Source organism: Dietzia alimentaria 72, assembly GCF_000226215.1.
GTDB lineage: Bacteria > Actinomycetota > Actinomycetes > Mycobacteriales > Mycobacteriaceae > Dietzia > Dietzia alimentaria.
Genome location: NZ_AGFF01000020.1, coordinates 109865 through 127256 on the forward strand (window position 1 = coordinate 109865; position 17392 = coordinate 127256).

A 17392-nucleotide genomic window follows, 5' to 3' on the forward strand; every position below is an offset into this window, starting at 1 on the left:
GACACGCCTGTGTCACGCCTGTCCAAAATTGTCGAGGCCAACCCCTGGCGCCAGAACCCGTGGTTCGAGTCGGTGGCCGAGGCCCAGCGGCGCGCCCAGAAGAAGCTGCCCAAGAGCGTCTACATGGCACTGGTCGGCGGCAGTGAAGCCGGTGTGACGATCCAGGACAACAAGGATGCGTTCTCCGAACTCGAGCCCAAGCCGCACGTCATCGGCGCCAAGCAGGACCGCGACATGGCGACCACCGTCATGGGACAGCCGATCAGCCTTCCGGTGATGATCTCGCCGACCGGCGTCCAGGCCGTCACCCCCGACGGCGAGGTCGACGTGGCCCGTGCCGCCGCAGCACGCGGCACCGCGATGGGACTCAGTTCGTTCGCGTCCAAGCCGATCGAAGAGGTCATCGCGGCCAACCCGCAGACCTTCTTCCAGGTGTACTGGCTCGGCGGCAAGGAGAAGGTGCTGGAGCGTCTCGAGCGGGCCAAGGCCGCCGGCGCCGCGGGCGTCATCCTCACCACCGACTGGTCGTTCTCGATGGGCCGTGACTGGGGCAGCCCCGCCATCCCGGAGAAGCTCAACGCCAAGGCCATGATCACCATGGCGCCCGAGATCGCGGTGCGACCGCGGTGGGCCATGGAGTGGGCACGTGACGTTGTCACCAACAAGCGGTTCCCGGATCTGACCACCCCGAACCTCGTCCAGCAGGGCGAGATGGGCCCGACGTTCTTCGGCGCCTACGGCGAGTGGATGGGAACCCCACCGGCTACCTGGGACGACATCGCGTGGGTAGTACAGAACTACGACGGTCCGGTCATGCTCAAGGGCATCACGAGGGTCGACGACGCCAAGCGAGCCGTCGACGCCGGTGTCACCGCGATCTCCGTGTCCAACCACGGTGGCAACAACCTCGACGCCACCCCCGCGACAATCCGCTGCCTTGCCCCGATCGCTGATGCCGTGGGCGACCACGTGGAGGTCCTGCTCGACGGCGGAGTCCGTCGAGGCTCGGATGTCGCGAAGGCGCTCGCACTCGGAGCCCGCGCCGTGATGATCGGCCGCGCCTACCTCTGGGGCCTGGGCGCCAATGGCCAGGCCGGCGTGGAGAACGTCCTGGACATCATGCGGTCGGGCCTGGACTCCAGCCTCATCGGGCTGAGCAAGTCGTCGATCTCCGAGCTGAACCGCGATGACTACGTGATCCCCGACGACTTCATGCGCCACCTCGGTGCCTGATACCCACTACAAACGTAAAGAAAAGGAATCACCCAGCATGGGAGAATTCGACGGCAAGGTCGTCTACATCACGGGCGTCGCCCGCGGCCAGGGCCGCAAGCACGCGATCCGCTTCGCCCGTGAGGGCGCCAAGATCATTGGCATGGACCTCTGTGCCGCACCTTCGGAGTACGTCAAGTACCCCACCACGACCCCGGACGACCTCACGGAGACGATCGCCAGAGTCGAGGCCGAGGGCGGGGAGATCCTCGCCGAGGTCGGCGACGTCCGTGACCTGGCGTTCCAGCAGGACCTAGTGAAGCGGGGGGTCGAGCGCTTCGGCGGCCGCCTCGACGTGGTGATTGCCAACGCCGGAATCTGCAACTGGGGCAAGGTGTGGGAGATCGACGAGGCCCAGTGGCAGGACACCCTGGACATCAACCTCACCGGCTATTGGAAAACCCTCAAGGCGACCATCCCGCACATGCTGGAGGCCGGCAACGGTGGGTCCATCATCCTGGTGAGCTCGGTCGCGGGGCTCAAGGCGATGCCCGTCCAGGCCCCGTACTCCGCGTCCAAGCACGGCGTTGTTGGCCTGGCCCAGACCGCCGCCAAGGAGTTGGGCGAGCACAGCATCAGGGTCAACACCATCCATCCGTACGGCGTCCTCACCCCGATGGGTGCTGACGATCCGGACGCACACGCCGTGTTCTCCACCATGCCGCAGTTCCTGCCGCATTTCACCCCGATTCTCGGTATGGGGATGGCCAAGACCGACGACATCTCGGACTCGGTGATGTTCCTCGCCGGCGACGCCTCGCGCACCATCACCGCCTCGACCTTCACCGTCGACATGGGCGCGATCAAGGTCTGACCAGCAGTGACAGACGTGGCCGGCGCGACCGGCGGGTACGTCCTGGCCGTGCTGCCCCTGGGTTCCACCGAGCAACACGGCCCGCATCTGCCGTTCGAGACTGACACTCTGCTGGCCACCGCGGCCGCGGGCGTCGTCGCCGACGTGCCGATGGGTCCCGATCACGTCCGGGTGCTCCCCGCTCTCGCCTACGGTGCGAGTGGGGAGCACCAGTCATTTGCGGGCACGGTCTCCATGGGCACGGACGCGCTCGCCGAGACGATCCTCGAACTCGGCCGATCCATCACCACCTGGGCGGGCCGCTTGGTGGTGATCAACGGGCACGGGGGCAACGTCGAGGCCCTGCGCCGGGCGGTGTCCCGGCTCAGGTATGAGGGGCGAGATTGCGCGTGGCTGTCCTGCCGTACGGCCGAGTTCTCCACCGACACGCACGCCGGCCACGCCGAGACCTCGCTGATGCTGCACCTGTACCCCGAACTGGTGCGACCCGACCTCGCCCGGGCCGGGTGCACCGAGCCGCTGGTCGAGATCCTGCCCGCCATGCGTGAGGGCGGGGTAGCGGCCGTGAGTGCGACGGGAGTTCTCGGCGACCCCACCACCGCGACAGAAGCGGACGGCACCCGCCTGTGGGAGGCGTTGGCCGCGGACGTGCGCGATCGCGTCGGCCGCTGGAACCCGGGTGGCACCGACGGGATGCTCGCATGACCACGCCTCCGGCCCCGCACTCGGTGGTGGCGTCAGGGCGCGTCACCCTCGACCGGCGCACCCGGATTCTGCGTAAGGAAGGCGTGGTGCGGGTCCTCGGCGGCGACCCGGTCACCCTGATCACCCCCGCGCCCGCCGTGACCCCGCTGCTGGATGACAGCAGGGTGATCAGTACCGAGACGCCGTCCGGAGCCGCCCTTGCCCGCGCGCTGACCGACCGGGGGATGGCGCACCCGGAACCCTTTGACGTCTCACCCACGCAGCCCCGCAGGCTGGGGAATGTCACCGTGGTGGTTCCCGTCCGTGACGATGCGGCCGGGGTCGCCGCACTCGTGATGGCGCTCGCACCAGAACTCGACCGGGGCCTGGACCTCGTCGTCGTCGACGACGGATCCGCCGTCCCACTCGCCACCACACCGTCCATGCGCGTCCTTCGTCATGAGCGCTCGCGGGGCCCGGCGGCGGCGCGTAATGCCGGAACCGCCGTCGCGGTCACGGGTGGCGCGGAGGTGGTGGTTTATCTTGACGCTGACGTGATCCCGACTCCGGGATGGCTCGACCCGCTACTGGCGCACTTCGACGACCCCGGCGTCGCGGCGGTCGCACCTCGCATCGTGGCCGCCGAGCCCGGCCGGTTCTGGGTACACGGATATGAGACAGCTCGATCCGCACTGGACATGGGCAATGAACCCGCCCTGGTCAGGCCCCGCACGCGGGTCGCCTACGTGCCGAGCGCGGCGCTCGCTGTCCGCCCCGACCGTCTGCCCGCCGTGCCCGACTGTGGTGGCGCGGGCCCGTTTGACGAGCGGATGCACGTGGCCGAGGACGTTGACCTGTGTTGGCGCACCGACGCCGCCGGGGGAAGAATCCGCTACGAGCCCACCGCCCGCGTCGCGCACCGACATCGCATTTCCATTGTGCCCCTTCTGGCGCGACGCGCGTTCTATGGCCGTGGCGCGGCGCCGCTCGCCGACCGTCACGGCTCGGCCGTGGCTCCGGCGGTTCTCGCGACCTGGTCGCTCGCGGTGGCAGGGGGCGTGTGGAGCGGCACCCGCATCGGCCTGGTGGTCGCGACAGGTGCGGCGGGCCGGGCCTGGTGGCGCACTCGCGCACTGACCGGTGATGGCCGGGCTGCGGCGGCGCTCGTGGGGCGGGGGGCCGGAGCGTCGATCCGTCAGTTGCCGGAGGCGTTACTACGCCCGTATTGGCCGATTACCGCAGCCGGGCTCGTCGTCACCGCGTCGTCCGGATCCCGCACCGTGCGGGGTGTCCGTCGCCGGCTCGCGGTCGCGGCGCTCGCCGAGGGGCTGTGGCACTGGTGGTCCGCGCGCGAACCGGGGCGACTGCCCGTCGATGAACCCTTGGGGCATGTTGTTCTGCACCGCCTCGACGACCTCGCGTACGGCGTCGGAGTGTGGCGGTCGGCGTGGACCGCGCGCTCCTTCGACGCGCTGCGCCCGGAGTTCACGCGGTGAGAGCCGACGTCGTGGTGGTGGGAGCTGGCCCGGCCGGTTGCGTCATGGCTCGTAGGCTTGCCGACGCCGGCGCGGACGTCGTACTGGTGGAGGCCGGAGACCACCTCGCGTCAGGGCGGGCGGGCCTTCTGGACGTGGGGCCGGGCTCGCGGGTGGTAACGAGGTACAGGGCCACGCTCGGCGACACTTCAATTGAGCTGCCCCGCGGTCGGACGCTCGGCGGGTCCGGTGCGGTCAACGGTGGCTACTGCCTCCCCGCGTCGCCCGCTGACGTCGCTGCTTGGGGGCCCGACTGGCCGCGTCGGTACGCCGAGGGGCTGGCTCGCGCCGCCGAGCGACTGCGACCCCGGCTCGCGCCTATGGGCCCCGTCGCCGCGCACCTCGCCGCCGCGTTCCCTGCACGTGTGGTGGCCGTTGCCCAGGCCCGTCGAGCGGGCCGGCGGGTGACCGCGTACGACGCGTGGGATCCGGTGAGCGCCGGGGTGCGGGTCATCACGGGCGCGACGGTGCGGGAGCTGCGATGGGCCGGCGGACGGCCCGGCGGCCGATGCGACGGGGTGGTGCTCGCGCGTCGCGGTGATGGTCGCGGCGGTGGTAGTCGGGGCGGCGATGGTCGCGGCGGTGAGAACGCCGACGGCGACGAGATCACCGCCGACGAAGTGATTCTGTGCGCCGGGGCGATCGGGTCGGCAGCGCTCTTGTTGGGCTCGGGAATCGGTCCGGACACGGGACGCCCCGTCGGCCGGTCGGTGCAAGAGCATCCGGAGGTGCTGCTCGATCTTCCCGCAGAGCTGCTGGCGAAGCTTCCCGATGTGGAGCGTGAGCCCGCGGACCCGCTCGTGGAGCTTCCCGCACTGCTGTCGCACGTCATCGGGCTCGAACTCCCTGGAGCCCGGGTCGGGGGCTCCAAGGCTGCGGCGATCGAGGTTCGCCCCTATGCGGTGCCGCTGCACAGGGTGATTCCTGGACTCGATCCGGTCTCGCACCGCATCGGCGTGGCGTTGATGAACCCCGTGGGTCGGGGAACGGTCAGTCTCAGGGGCGCTGACGGTTCCGCGCCCGAAGTCGGAATCGTCCTCGCCAACGACCCGCGAGATGCGGATGCGCTCGCCGCAGCAGCCGAGCTCGTCGCCGATCGACTGGGGCTGGAGACCGCGGCCCGACAGGTGACTGTGTCGACCTCGCAGCATCTGTCCGGGACTGCCCAGATCGGCGAGGTGGTCGATGAGGCTGGCCGCGTGCTCGGGGTCGAGGGACTTCGGTTAGCCGATGCATCGGTGTTGCCGTCGTTGCCCCGCTGCGGTCCGTACTACACGGTGCTGGCGGTGGCGGAAGCCCTCGCCTCTCGGATGGTCGCTGAACGGGCGTGGTAGAACCAGATGAGAACACGTTCCACCGCCGCGGTGGGCGACGGCCCCGGGAGACGCACATGCCGAGCACTGAGATCCACCTCGAGCCCCGGCAGTTCACGGTGACCCGTGACTCCGGTGTCACATTGGTCGGCGAGGTATGGGAACCGGTCAACCCGACCGGCGTGCCGATCCCTCCGGTGGACGAGCTCCTCATGCTGCACGGCGGCGCGCAGACCCGGCACTCGTGGAGTCGGGCGGCTCGCAGGCTGGCGGGGGAGGGCTACCGTGTCACAGCGATGGACGCCCGGGGCCACGGCGACAGTGACTGGGACCCGGAGGGTGACTACGACATCCACCGAATGGCCGCGGACCTCGAGGCGATCGTGGCGGCCCGTTATCCGGGGCGGCCCCCGGTGGTCATCGGCGCGTCCCTCGGAGGGCTCACGGCGATGCTCTCGCTGGGCACCGGTAAAGACATCGCGCGTGCGCTCGTCCTGGTCGATGTCACCCCGAAGCTCGAGGCGGCGGGCGTGGCCCGGATCGGTGAGTTCATGCGTTCCGGGCTCGACGGATTCGCCAGCCTGGAGGAGGCCGCCGACGCCATCGCCGCCTACCAGCCGCAGCGGAAGCGACCGGCGAACCCGGATGGGCTGCGCAAGAACCTACGGCTGCGCGAGGACGGGCGCTGGCACTGGCACTGGGACCCCCGATTCGCGGGTGGGGCATCGGCCGACAACACCGAGGTCGGCAACCTCTTCTTTGAGAAGTTCGTGCCGAAGATCCAGCAGCCGACCCTGCTCATCCGCGGCTCCGCATCGGACATCGTCAGCGATGATTCCGTGCGCCATCTTCTCGAGCTGCTCCCGCACGCGTACACGATGGAGGTGCCCGACGCGGGGCACATGGTGGCGGGAGACGATAACGCGGTCTTCCTCGACCAGCTCGGCTGGTTCCTATCGGAGGTGCTCGGGTCTGAGTCCCGGACTGGGGCCTCCGGGGAATAAGAATGCCCCGTCAACGTTGTCCCTGAATAGAGGACGTCGATACCCGCCTGGGTATTGGTTGTCGCTTTTGGTCGTCGTCGGTGCGGGCTGTCCGTAGGCTGGCGACGAAACACGACGGGACGAGAGCCGCCCCGTCCGCGCAAGGAGGGCATTCGTATGAGCACCGTCGACATCACGACCGCCGATTTCGAGAAGACCGTCACGGAGAACGACATCGTCCTGGTGGACTTCTGGGCTGAGTGGTGTGGCCCCTGCAAGGCGTTCGGACCCGTATTCGACAAGGTCTCCGGTAAGAACCCGGAGATCACCTTCGCCAAGGTCGACACCGACGCCGAGCAGCAGCTCGGAGCGATGCTGCAGATCCAGTCGATCCCCACCCTGATGGCGTTCCGTGAGGGAATTGCTGTCTTCCGCCACTCGGGGGCGATCCCGGAGCAGGCGCTAGATGACCTGGTCGAGCAGATCAAGGGCCTCGACATGGACGAGGTTCGCAAGGCAGTGGAAGAGGCGCAGGCCGAGCAGGGGGAAGCCCAGCCCTGATCGGCCCTGGTCCGGGCCCTCATCGGGCCCGGCCACAGCCACGTTCGTCCCGGCCCCCCGGCCGAAAATGAAACACGTTCTATGAAATACGACACTCGGTGCCACAAGCGGCTATCGTGATGAGAACACGTTTCAGTGCCGGGGGGTTTTCCGGCACGTCCGGAGGGAGTCGTATGAAGACCAAGGCCGCCATCGCCCGCGAACTGGGCAAGCCGTTCGAGATCGTGGAGGCTGAACTCGACGGCCCCAATTACGGCGAGGTCCTCGTCAAGTGGAAGGTCGCGGGGATGTGTCACTCCGACCTGCACATCACCAGTGGTGACCTGCCGGGTCGACTGCCGCTCGTGGGTGGGCACGAGGGTGCGGGCGTGGTTGAGGCAATCGGTGACGGTGTGACCCACGTGCAGCCCGGCGATCACGTCGTGGGTTCGTTCATCCCCGCCTGTGGCAAATGTTCGTCCTGTGCCCGCGGCATGTCCAACCTTTGCGACCAGGGCCTCAACGGCACGATCGGCGAGATGGCCGACGGCCGTTACCCGTTCACGCTCGCCGATGGTGAGACGGCTGGCGCCATGTGCACCCTCGGCACCTTCTCGCAGTACACCGTCGCCAACATGAACTCGGTGGTCAAGATCCAGGACTGGATCCCCTTCGAGGTGGCCGCGCTGGTGGGCTGTGGCGTCACCACCGGCTGGGGCTCAGCGGTCTACTCCGCCGAGGTCAAGGCCGGAGACACCGTCGTGGTGTTCGGCGTCGGTGGCATCGGCATCAACGCCGTCCAGGGCGCCAAGCACGCCGGTGCGCGCTTCATCATCGCGATCGACATCGACGAGTCGAAGCGGGACAAGGCCATGGAGTTCGGCGCCACCCACTTCTACACGGACGTCGACCAGGCCAAGGCCGAGCTGCCGGGTCTGACCTGGGGCGGCATGGCCGAGAAGGCCATCATCACCATCGGCGTGGCCGACGCCAAGGTCACCGCCGACGCTGTCGACATGGTCGGCAAGCGTGGTGTCGTGGTCCTCACCTCCATGGGTGGGCTCGACAACCAGTCGATCAGCCTCACCGGTCTGTTCGTCTCGCAGTACGAGAAGGTCATCAAGGGCTCGCTGTTCGGTTCGGCCAACGCGTTCTACGACATCCCCAACCTCCTTCGCCTGTGGGATGAGAAGCATGTCAAGCTGGACGAGCTCATCACCCACCGCTTCACCCTCGACCAGGTCAACGAGGGCTACGAGATGATGGAAAAGGGCGGCAACGGCATGGTTCGCGGCATCATCGTCCACGACGACTGACCCGGCCCGCCCGGTCCGGCTTGGGCCGCACCCTGACGGACTCGCAGGAAAATACCCCCGTGGGTACACTTGAGGATCAGGTGGACCCACGGGGGTCTCGCGTATGTCACGGAGGGTGAACCATGGCGGATTTGGAACCACGGCAGCAGGTGCTCAACAGGCTGCGTCGTGCGCGGGGGCAGCTCAACGCGGTGATCGACATGGTGGAGCAGGAGCGGTCATGCAAGGAGATCGTCACCCAGCTCGCGGCCGTGTCCAAGGCGCTCGATCGCGCCGGGTTCAAGATCATCAGCGAGAACATCCAGGAGTGCGTCGCTCGCGACGGTGAGCCCGATTCCGACGGGGTCACACTGCCCGAACTCGAGAAGCTGTTCCTCTCGCTGGCCTGACCACTGTTATTGGAGGCCCGTGTGCCGGTGGTGTCACTCGGCCCGGCACGGCGTCGCTACCCTGGGGTGATGACCCCGGAGCCCAACAGCGCCCACGATTTCCCGGATCCTCGCGAGCTCGCCCAGCGCAGGTTGGAAGCGATGGTCGGCCGCGGTGAGCTCTCTTTATCCGAGTTCTCGGCTCGGGCCGCCAAGATTTGGGCCGCGACCTGCCCCGCCGAACTAGACGTGGCGCTGAGCGGTCTACCGGCGCAGCCGCCCGCCACCCGGCCGGGCAGCGCGATCACCGTCGACGAGGGGCAGAAGCGGGTCTCCGTCTTCGACACGCTCAAGCGCGAGGGTCGGTGGATGCTGCCCGACGACTACCGGCTCACCTCGTGGGTGGGCGAGATCTACCTCGATGCCCGCGAGGCGGTGGTCGACCGCCCACGGACGCATCTCCAGCTCGACCTGTGGGCTGCGACCGGCAAGATCCTTCTCCCGCCGGGCGTCTCCGTGGCGATCACGGGCAACCGGGCCATGAGCGAACTCAAGATCGACGAGGGCAAGTACCAGATCAGCGGAGGGCCTCACCTGGACATCGAGATCAACGGCTTCATGGCCACGGCGAAGATCAAGATCCTGGCCGCGGGGGAGAAGATCCCCAAGACGTGGAAGTGGTTCTGAACCGTCAGCTCAGCCGGCGACGCCACACGGTGTGCCGGTGCCGCACCTCGTCGTCGTACCCCTCCACCCGGCTGCGCGGATCGGTGATCCACTCGCCGACCTCGGCCAGCACCCACGCGCCCCTGGTGCGGTTCCCCCGCAGGTCCGGCGCGAGCACGCCTCCCGGCGCGTCGGCGTCGATCTCGGTCACCAGGCACTCGTCCGCATAGTCTAAGGCCGCGGCGTAGATCTGACCGCCGCCCATCACCACCGCGTCGGCGCCCGCCAACGCCAACGCCTCGCTCACCGAACCGGCGAGTTCAGCACCCTCCGCCGACCACGCGGCATTACGCGTGCACACGATGTTCCGGCGCCCGGGCAGGGGTCGGAAACGCTCGGGCAGGGAATCCCACGTCGCGCGGCCCATCAGGACCGGACTGCCCAGGGTGGCCTTCTTGAAGAAAGCCAGGTCCTCAGGGATGTACCACGGCATGTCGCTGCCGTCGCCGATCACCCCACCGCGGGCCTGTGCCCACACCATGCGCACGGACATGCTCAGACCGCGACCGGGGCCTTGATGCCCGGATGGTGCTCGTAGCCCACGACCTCGAAGTCCTCGAAGCGGTAGTCGAACACCGAGTCGGCCTTGTGCAGGCGGAGCTGCGGGTAGGGGAACGGGTCACGCGCGAGTTGCTTACGAACCTGTTCCACGTGGTTGTCGTAGATGTGACAGTCGCCGCCGGTCCAGATGAACTCGCCCACCTCGAGCCCCACCTGCTGCGCCACCATGTGGGTGAGCAGGGAGTAGGACGCGATATTGAACGGCACGCCCAAAAAGAGGTCCGCGCTGCGCTGGTAGAGCTGGCAGCTCAGCTTGCCGTCGGCGACATAGAACTGGAACAGCAGGTGACACGGCGGCAGAGCCATGTCCTTCAGCTCGCTGACGTTCCACGCGCTGACGATATTGCGGCGCGAATCGGGATCCGTGCGCAGGAGTTCCACGGCGTCGGCGATCTGGTCGATGTGCTGACCGTCGGGCGTGGGCCACGAGCGCCACTGCACTCCGTAGACCGGACCGAGCTCACCCTGGGCGTCGGCCCATTCGTCCCAGATGCTCACGCCGTTGTCCCGGAGGAACTGCACGTTGGAGTCGCCGCGCAGGAACCACAGCAGCTCGTAGGCGACCGACTTGAAGTGCACGCGCTTGGTGGTGATCAGCGGGAAACCTTGCGACAGGTCGTAGCGCAGCTGGTGGCCGAACAGGCTCCGCGTGCCCGTGCCCGTGCGGTCTGATTTGGGGGTGCCCTGCTCCAGGACGAGCCGGAGCAGATCCTCGTACGGGGTGGGAACGGTCATGCAGGGGAGTCTACGTGGGCGGTTTTCGCGAGGACCCTCTCGGCGAGTTCGGGGCGGCAGACCAGAATGTCGGGCGAGTAGGTGTTCTCCTTGTTGAACCGGATCGCCGTCCCGTCGAGCCGCGAGACGTGCAGTCCGGCGGAAAGTGCCACCGCTACCGGCGCGGCCTGGTCCCACTCGTTCTGGCCGCCTGCATGCAGGTAGACGTCGGCGTCACCGAGCAGGACCGACAGCATCTTGGCGCCGGCGGAGCCCATGGGCCGTACTTCCAGCCCCAATGCGTCAGCAACCACCTGCGCCTCTGGGGGTGGATTGTTGCGGCTGATCACCATGCAGCCTGACATCGGCCCGTCGACGTACGCGCACTGGTCCGAGCGAAAAACTCGGCCGGCGTCTGGCAGCCCCACGGATGCCAGAGCGGGCTCGCCGTCCACGACCAGCGCCACGTGGACGGACCAGTCGGGACGGCCGGTGGAGAACTCCTTGGTCCCGTCGATCACGTCGATGATCCACACGCGCGATTTGTCGAGGCGGCCCGGGTCGTCGGCGACGTTCTCGGAGAGTACGCCGTCGTCCGGGCGGTGGACGGCCAGCACGTCGTCGGTCCAGGTCTGGGCGACTTCATTGGACACCTGTGCGAGGGATCGTCCCTGCAGCAAGCCACCCGCGCGGGTACCTCGGACGATGTCCCCGATGCCGGTCGCGAGGTGGTAGGCCAGGTCGTGGTCGTCGAGTTCGCGCATGCCCACACTCTACGGAGAGGGACTCGCGTTCCGGCGGGTGTCGTACAGGTACGTCATCATAAGACCATGTCCGCCGCACTAGACCGGTTCCACCCGGCCACCGCCTCCTGGTTCCGTGGCGCGTTCAGCACGCCCACACCCGCGCAGGAAGGTGCCTGGTCGGCCCTCGCCGGCGGATCCCACACGCTGGTCGTGGCACCCACCGGGTCGGGGAAGACCCTGTCGGCGTTCCTCGCGGCGCTCGACGGGCTGCTGCTGGGTCCAGCCGAATCAGACCCGGGGGCTGGCGCAGGGAGAACTCGCGCTTCCGGCCCGGGCACACGGGTGCTGTACATCTCTCCGCTCAAGGCGCTCGCGGTGGACGTCGAGCGGAACCTCCGGGCCCCACTCGCTGGGATCGCCAGGGAGGCCGCGGCGCTGGACGCGGAGACCGCGGAGGTGACGGTCGGGATCCGCACCGGCGACACCCCGCCGGACGAGCGCCGTCGCCAGCGGGCGAAACCGCCGCATGTCTTGGTCACCACTCCTGAGTCGCTGTTCCTCCTCCTCACCTCAGCCGCTCGGGAGACCCTGACGGGTGTGGACACGGTCATCATCGACGAGATCCACGCGGTCGCGGGCAGTAAGCGCGGCGCCCACCTCGCGCTGAGTCTCGAGCGACTGGACGATCTGCTCCCCAACCCCGCACAGCGGGTGGGCTTGTCGGCCACGGTCAGGCCGCACTCGGAGGTGGCCCGCTTCTTGGCGGGAGAGCGCCCGGTCACCGTGGTTGCGCCGCGCTCCGACAAGACCTTCGAGCTGTCCGTCCGCGTGCCGGTGGAGGACATGACAGACCTGACCTCGGCGGCACCGGACGTGACCACACCACCTGGAGCGCCGGGCCAGGGTTCGATCTGGCCGCACGTCGAGCGGCAGGTGGTCGACCTGGTCACAGCGCACCGCTCGACGATCGTGTTCGTCAACTCCCGCAGACTCGCCGAGCGGCTCACGGCCCGTCTCAACGAGATCTACGCGGAAGACACCGACCCCGGGTCACTGCCGGCGCCACCGGCCCGGCCGCCGGCACAGTTGATGGTCCCGTCCGAGGTTTCGCGGGGCGCGCCACCGGAGCTGGCGATGGCGCACCACGGGTCGGTTTCCAAGGAACGCCGCGCGATGATCGAGGACGCCCTCAAGTCCGGTCGACTTCGGGCGGTCGTGGCCACGTCGTCGCTGGAGCTGGGGATCGACATGGGGGCGGTGGACCTGGTGGTGCAGGTCGAATCGCCCCCCTCGGTGGCGTCGGGGCTGCAGCGCGTCGGACGTGCCGGTCACCAGGTCGGTGAGGTCTCCCGTGCGGTGGTATTCCCCAAGCATCGCGCGGATCTGGTACACAGCGCGGTGACCGTCGAGCGGATGCTCGCCGGCTCGATCGAGGAACTCTCGGTGGTCGCCAATCCACTCGACGTTCTCGCGCAACAGACAGTCGCGGCGTGCGCGCTGGACCCCCTCGGCGTGGAGGAGTGGTTCTCGGCCGTCCGGCGTACCGCTCCCTACGCGGGTCTGCCGCGATCGGCTTTCGAGGCCACTCTCGACATGCTCGCCGGCAAGTATCCGTCCGCGGACTTCGCCGAGCTGCGGCCGCGGTTGGTATGGGACCGCGACGCGGGCACTCTCACCGGCCGCCCGGGTTCCCAACGGCTGGCCGTCACCTCAGGTGGCACCATCCCCGACCGCGGCCTGTTCGGCGTGTTCATGGTGGGGGAGAAGGCCACCCGCGTCGGTGAGTTGGACGAGGAGATGGTCTACGAGTCGCGTGTGGGTGACGTGTTCGCGCTCGGCGCCTCAAGTTGGCGTGTCGAGGAGATCACCCATGATCGCGTCCTGGTCAGCCCCGCTCCCGGGGGTACGGGGCGCCTGCCGTTCTGGCTCGGTGACGACCAGGGCCGGCCGGCCGAGCTCGGTCGCGCGTTGGGCGGCTTTCTTCGCGAGGTGGCCGGTGGTGCTGACGCGGAGGTTGCGGCCCGGTTGGACAGTGCTGGGCTCGACGCCAACGCCGCGACGAATCTACGACGCTTCCTCGCGGAGCAGCGCGAAGCGACCGGCCACGTCCCCAGTGACACCACCCTCGTGGTGGAGCGTTTCCGGGACGAGGTCGGGGACTGGCGGGTTGTGCTCCACTCGCCGTTCGGCGCGCGGGTGCACTGGCCGTGGGCGGAGGCGGTGCGTGCTCGTCTGGCCGCCGCGCACGGGTTCGATGCGGTGCCGGTGGTATCGGACGACGGCATCATCCTCCGGGTCCCGGACATGGGCGACGACGGCGAGTCCGGCTCGCGACCAGGAGCGGAGACGTTCGCCATCGGTGCCGAGGAGGCGGTGGATCTGGTCACCCGGCATGTGGGCGGTTCCGCACTGTTCGCCTCCCGCTTCCGTGAATGTTCGGCGCGCGCCCTGCTGTTTCCGCGGCTCGATCCGGGACGGCGGGCGCCGTTGTGGCAGCAGCGCCAGAAGTCGGCACAGTTGCTCGACGTCGCGCGGAAGTACCCGGATTTCCCCATGATCCTCGAGGCCGTGCGCGAGTGCCTGCAGGACGTCTACGACGTCCCCGCCCTCGAACGGTTGCTGAACGAGATCGAATCGCGGACGGTGCGGATCGTCGAGGTGGATACGCCCAGCGCGTCACCATTCGCGCAGTCGCTGTTGTTCGACTACGTCGGCGCGTTCCTCTACGAGGGTGACTCACCGCTCGCGGAGAAGCGCGCCGCCGCCCTCGCGATTGACCCGGCGCTGCTCGGTCAGCTTCTCGGCCGCGTCGAGTTGCGCGAGTTGCTCGACGTCGAGGTACTGGACTCGATCGAGCGGCGGCTACAGCTCCTCGAACCCGACCGCGCGGCCCGAGACGCCGAGGCGCTCGTGGACCTCTTGCGACTCCTCGGTCCACTCACCGTGGCCGAGGTCGCTGAGCGTTCCGTCGATCCCGACGCGGTGCCCGAGTGGCTCGCCTCGTTGGCCGCGGCGTGGCGAGTCGTCACCGTTGAACACGCCGGCCGGACGTGGTGGGCAGGCGTCGAGGACGTGGCCCGGCTGCGGGACGGTCTCGGAGTGCCACCACCTCCCGGAGTGCCGTCCGCCTTCCTCGGCGACGTCGACGACCCGCTCGGAGAACTCATCCGACGCTACGGACGGACGCACGGACCGTTCACCGTCGACGCGGTCGCTGAACGGTTCGGACTCGGGGTGGCCGTCGCTCGCGGCGTGCTCGACCGGCTCACCTCCTCCGGAGTGCTGCTCGCCGGCGAATTCCGCCCGGGCGCAACCGGACCGGAGTGGTGCGATGCCGAGGTGCTGCGTCACATCCGCCGCCGTTCGCTCGCCGCGTTGCGCTCCCAGATCGAGCCGGTCTCGCACTCGGCGCTGGGGCGCTTTCTCCCGGGTTGGCAGAGCCTCGGCTCCAGCTCCAGCTCCGGCGCCGAGTCCGGCGTTGACGGAGTGCTCGCCGTGATCGAGCAGCTCGATGGAGTCGCCCTGCCCGCGTCCGCGCTCGAGCCACTGATCCTGGCGCCGCGTGTGGGGGACTACTCCCCGGCGATGCTCGACGAACTCCTGTCCGGAGGAGAAGTCATCTGGAGCGGTCGCGGTCGCGCCGGATCACGTGACGGCTGGGTCTCCCTGCATCCGGCGGATTCGGCTGGCGCGACTCTGCCTCTGGATAGACCGGCTCCGGAAGGGCCCGTGCACGTCGCCGTCGTCGATTCCCTGCGCGGCGGTGCGCTGTTCTTCCGCGACATCGTGGCCAGGGTAAAGGAGGCTGCAGCTCCTGCCGGATCTGTTTCCACAGACACCGTGCCCGCGACGCCCGCGCCCACCGTTACCGAGGCCGTGGTCCGCGATGCGCTGTGGGACCTGGTGTGGGACGGAGTGGTCACCAATGACACCCTCGCCCCGCTGCGCGCTGTACTTGCCGGCGGGGGCTCCTCGGGGGCGGGAACCGCACACCGCTCACCCCGGTCCTCGGCTCGGCCCCGTCGCGCTCGTCTGGGCAGGACGACCATGGCCCAGCTGAACGGTGCGGTGGCGGCTGGGATGAGAACGCCCCCTGTGCTCGCCGGCCGGTGGTCGCTCGTTCCCGAGCCTGTCACCGACGCGACCCTTCGCGCCCACGCCTGGGCGGAAACTCTGTTGATGCGCCATGGGGTCGTCACCCGGGGGACGGTGGAGTCGGAGGAGATTCCCGGCGGGTTTGCCGCTGTGTACAAAGTTCTCGCGCAGATGGAGGATTCAGGACGCTGTCGGCGCGGGTATTTCGTTGACGGTCTCGGCGCCGCCCAGTTCGCCGCCGGCAACACCATCGACCGGATGCGCACGTTTGACGACACTGCGGACGACGCTCACTGGCCGTCCGGGGCGGACGAGCCTGTAGTCCGCGTTCTCGCCGCAACCGACCCCGCAAACCCCTACGGCGCGGCCCTTCCCTGGCCTGCCTCCAGCACGCGTGACGACGGCGACGACGCAGGAGCCGGAAACGGGCCCGGGCATCGGCCCGGGCGGAAGGCGGGAGCTCTGGTGGTGCTGGTAGACGGTCTGTGCGTTCTGTTCGTCGAACGCGGCGGGCGGACCATCCTCATCTTTGACGACCGGGACGAGGCCGTCCCACTCGCTGCCGCCGCACTCGCCGAGAAGGTGACATCGGGCGCAGTAGGCACGCTCACTATCACCACCATCGGTGGCGAACCCGTGCACACGACCCGCCACGCTGCGTCGTTCGAGTCCGCGGGGTTCGGTATCACCCCCAAAGGTTTACGCCTCCGCAGATGATTTGCCAGGTGGGGTCGAAATCCCCGCCTTGGTGCCACGCTGGCAGTTAGCTAAGATATGCACAAAGATGCATGTGTGGAAGGGGGGTTCTGTATGGGTGTTGGACACAGTCACGCTGGGCCGTCCGCGCACGCCGGCGGGCGTCACCGGGCGCGGCTCGCCATCGCGTTTGCGTTAACAGCGGGGTTCTTCGTCGTCGAGTTGGTCGCCGGTCTGCTCTCCGGATCGCTGGCTCTGCTTTCCGATGCCGGCCACATGGGTGCGGACGTTGTCGCGCTCGGTGCCGCCCTGCTGGCCACGATCATCGCCACCCGCCCGGATGCGAGCGGTCGCCGGACATTCGGGCACTACCGCGTGGAGATCTTCGCGTCCGGTCTGGCGGTACTCATCATGCTGGGCATGGGGTTGTACGTCCTGGGGGAGGCGGTAACTCGTTTCGGTTCGGATACTCCCGTCGCCACCGGGACGATGCTGCTCATCGGCGCTCTGGGGCTCGTCGTCAACTTGATTTCCCTGCTGTTACTGCGAAGCGGCTCCGCCGAGAGTCTGGCAGTTCGCGGCGCGTACCTCGAAGTACTGGCCGACGCAGCCGGTTCGGTCGGCGTGATAGTGGCCGCGCTGCTCATACGAGCGACCGGTTCAACGGTGTGGGACCTGGTGGTCGCGGTGGCTATCGCCGTATTCATCGTGGTGCGGGCTGCAGCGCTCGGCCGCCGGGTGCTGGCCGTTCTCGCCCAACACGCTCCTGACGGGGTCGATCCAACAGAGGTAGAGGCCGAGCTTAAAACCCTCCATCACGTCGAGGAGGTGCACGACCTACACCTATGGACGCTGACCTCGGGGATGGACGTGGGTACCGTGCACCTCGTTGTGGCCCCGTCTGCTGATCACGCAGAAGTGCTCGAGGACGCTCGGCGCGTCCTGTTCGAGCGGCACGGCGTCGAGCACGTGACCGTGCAGATCGAGACTGTCGGAGTATCCGGCTGCCGCGAACTGGGGTGGTGAACG

15 protein-coding genes are annotated in these 17392 nt (G+C 68.5%); 12 read left to right on the forward strand and 3 right to left on the reverse strand.

What is annotated here, in order from left to right; translation table 11 throughout:
- Nucleotides 1-9: 9 nt before the first annotated feature.
- From mftD to ON04_RS08745, 10 genes are all read left to right on the forward strand, one after another.
- Complete coding sequence (mftD, locus tag ON04_RS08700) at nucleotides 10-1233, forward strand: pre-mycofactocin synthase MftD (protein WP_010541218.1); 1224 nt, start codon at nucleotides 10-12, stop codon at nucleotides 1231-1233.
- Nucleotides 1234-1270: 37 nt separating this feature from the next.
- The gene (locus ON04_RS08705; RefSeq protein WP_010541219.1) at nucleotides 1271-2086 is read left to right on the forward strand and encodes a mycofactocin-coupled SDR family oxidoreductase; all 816 of its coding nucleotides are present in this window, start codon (nucleotides 1271-1273) and stop codon (nucleotides 2084-2086) included.
- Nucleotides 2087-2092: 6 nt separating this feature from the next.
- On the forward strand, nucleotides 2093-2791 hold the full coding sequence (gene mftE, locus ON04_RS08710; protein ID WP_010541220.1) for a mycofactocin biosynthesis peptidyl-dipeptidase MftE: 699 nt from the start codon (nucleotides 2093-2095) through the stop codon (nucleotides 2789-2791).
- Nucleotides 2788-4266 (forward strand): mycofactocin biosynthesis glycosyltransferase MftF, encoded by a 1479-nt coding sequence (gene mftF / locus ON04_RS08715; protein WP_010541221.1) that lies wholly within the window; start codon nucleotides 2788-2790, stop codon nucleotides 4264-4266. The genes mftE and mftF overlap by 4 nt, the downstream gene beginning before the upstream one ends.
- Nucleotides 4263-5639, forward strand: coding sequence for a mycofactocin system GMC family oxidoreductase MftG (gene mftG, locus ON04_RS08720; protein WP_238529272.1), 1377 nt, complete (start codon nucleotides 4263-4265; stop codon nucleotides 5637-5639). Before mftF ends, mftG begins: the two co-directional genes overlap by 4 nt.
- A gap of 56 nt (nucleotides 5640-5695) precedes the next feature.
- Entirely contained in the window at nucleotides 5696-6622 is a 927-nt protein-coding gene (locus tag ON04_RS08725) for an alpha/beta fold hydrolase (protein WP_010541223.1), read from the forward strand.
- A 156-nt stretch (nucleotides 6623-6778) separates the two neighbouring features.
- Nucleotides 6779-7162 carry a thioredoxin gene (gene trxA / locus ON04_RS08730; RefSeq protein ID WP_010541224.1) on the forward strand — a complete coding sequence of 128 codons (384 nt, stop codon included), beginning with the start codon at nucleotides 6779-6781 and terminating at the stop codon, nucleotides 7160-7162.
- A 173-nt stretch (nucleotides 7163-7335) separates the two neighbouring features.
- Nucleotides 7336-8457 carry an NDMA-dependent alcohol dehydrogenase gene (locus ON04_RS08735; protein ID WP_010541225.1) on the forward strand — a complete coding sequence of 374 codons (1122 nt, stop codon included), beginning with the start codon at nucleotides 7336-7338 and terminating at the stop codon, nucleotides 8455-8457.
- A 122-nt stretch (nucleotides 8458-8579) separates the two neighbouring features.
- A complete protein-coding gene (locus tag ON04_RS08740) occupies nucleotides 8580-8846 on the forward strand; it encodes a metal-sensitive transcriptional regulator (protein ID WP_010541226.1) in 267 nt (88 codons plus the stop codon).
- A gap of 69 nt (nucleotides 8847-8915) precedes the next feature.
- A complete protein-coding gene (locus tag ON04_RS08745) occupies nucleotides 8916-9512 on the forward strand; it encodes a DUF1707 SHOCT-like domain-containing protein (protein ID WP_029458089.1) in 597 nt (198 codons plus the stop codon).
- A gap of 4 nt (nucleotides 9513-9516) precedes the next feature.
- Here ON04_RS08745 and ON04_RS08750 read toward each other — a convergent pair whose 3' ends face one another.
- Genes ON04_RS08750 through ON04_RS08760 form a run of 3 tightly spaced genes read right to left on the reverse strand, consistent with a single transcriptional unit; the run spans nucleotide 9517 to nucleotide 11590 of the window.
- Nucleotides 9517-10044, reverse strand: a complete 528-nt coding sequence (locus ON04_RS08750) for a dihydrofolate reductase (protein ID WP_010541228.1) — start codon at nucleotides 10042-10044, stop codon at nucleotides 9517-9519.
- A 2-nt stretch (nucleotides 10045-10046) separates the two neighbouring features.
- Complete coding sequence (locus tag ON04_RS08755; RefSeq protein WP_010541229.1) at nucleotides 10047-10847, reverse strand: thymidylate synthase; 801 nt, start codon at nucleotides 10845-10847, stop codon at nucleotides 10047-10049.
- On the reverse strand, nucleotides 10844-11590 hold the full coding sequence (locus ON04_RS08760; protein WP_010541230.1) for a 3'(2'),5'-bisphosphate nucleotidase CysQ: 747 nt from the start codon (nucleotides 11588-11590) through the stop codon (nucleotides 10844-10846). Before ON04_RS08760 ends, ON04_RS08755 begins: the two co-directional genes overlap by 4 nt.
- 66 nt (nucleotides 11591-11656) lie before the next feature.
- On the opposite strand from ON04_RS08760, the gene ON04_RS08765 reads away from it, so the two are divergent.
- Both ON04_RS08765 and ON04_RS08770 read left to right on the forward strand, forming a co-directional pair.
- The gene (locus ON04_RS08765; protein WP_010541231.1) at nucleotides 11657-16384 is read left to right on the forward strand and encodes an ATP-dependent helicase; all 4728 of its coding nucleotides are present in this window, start codon (nucleotides 11657-11659) and stop codon (nucleotides 16382-16384) included.
- Nucleotides 16385-16477: 93 nt separating this feature from the next.
- On the forward strand, nucleotides 16478-17389 hold the full coding sequence (locus tag ON04_RS08770) for a cation diffusion facilitator family transporter (RefSeq protein WP_010541232.1): 912 nt from the start codon (nucleotides 16478-16480) through the stop codon (nucleotides 17387-17389).
- Nucleotides 17390-17392: the final 3 nt, after the last annotated feature.

Bases quoted from the DNA above. Each gene is read 5' to 3' on its own strand.
- ON04_RS08745 (WP_029458089.1), top strand. From the start codon at position 8,916: ATGACCCCGGAGCCCAACAGCGCCCACGATTTCCCGGATCCTCGCGAG.
- ON04_RS08740 (WP_010541226.1), top strand. From the start codon at position 8,580: ATGGCGGATTTGGAACCACGGCAGCAGGTGCTCAACAGGCTGCGTCGT.
- ON04_RS08735 (WP_010541225.1), top strand. From the start codon at position 7,336: ATGAAGACCAAGGCCGCCATCGCCCGCGAACTGGGCAAGCCGTTCGAG.
- mftF (WP_010541221.1), top strand. From the start codon at position 2,788: ATGACCACGCCTCCGGCCCCGCACTCGGTGGTGGCGTCAGGGCGCGTC.
- ON04_RS08765 (WP_010541231.1), top strand. From the start codon at position 11,657: ATGTCCGCCGCACTAGACCGGTTCCACCCGGCCACCGCCTCCTGGTTC.
- ON04_RS08760 (WP_010541230.1), bottom strand. From the start codon at position 11,590: ATGCGCGAACTCGACGACCACGACCTGGCCTACCACCTCGCGACCGGC.
- ON04_RS08705 (WP_010541219.1), top strand. From the start codon at position 1,271: ATGGGAGAATTCGACGGCAAGGTCGTCTACATCACGGGCGTCGCCCGC.
- ON04_RS08755 (WP_010541229.1), bottom strand. From the start codon at position 10,847: ATGACCGTTCCCACCCCGTACGAGGATCTGCTCCGGCTCGTCCTGGAG.
- trxA (WP_010541224.1), top strand. From the start codon at position 6,779: ATGAGCACCGTCGACATCACGACCGCCGATTTCGAGAAGACCGTCACG.
- ON04_RS08725 (WP_010541223.1), top strand. From the start codon at position 5,696: ATGCCGAGCACTGAGATCCACCTCGAGCCCCGGCAGTTCACGGTGACC.
- ON04_RS08750 (WP_010541228.1), bottom strand. From the start codon at position 10,044: ATGTCCGTGCGCATGGTGTGGGCACAGGCCCGCGGTGGGGTGATCGGC.
- ON04_RS08770 (WP_010541232.1), top strand. From the start codon at position 16,478: ATGGGTGTTGGACACAGTCACGCTGGGCCGTCCGCGCACGCCGGCGGG.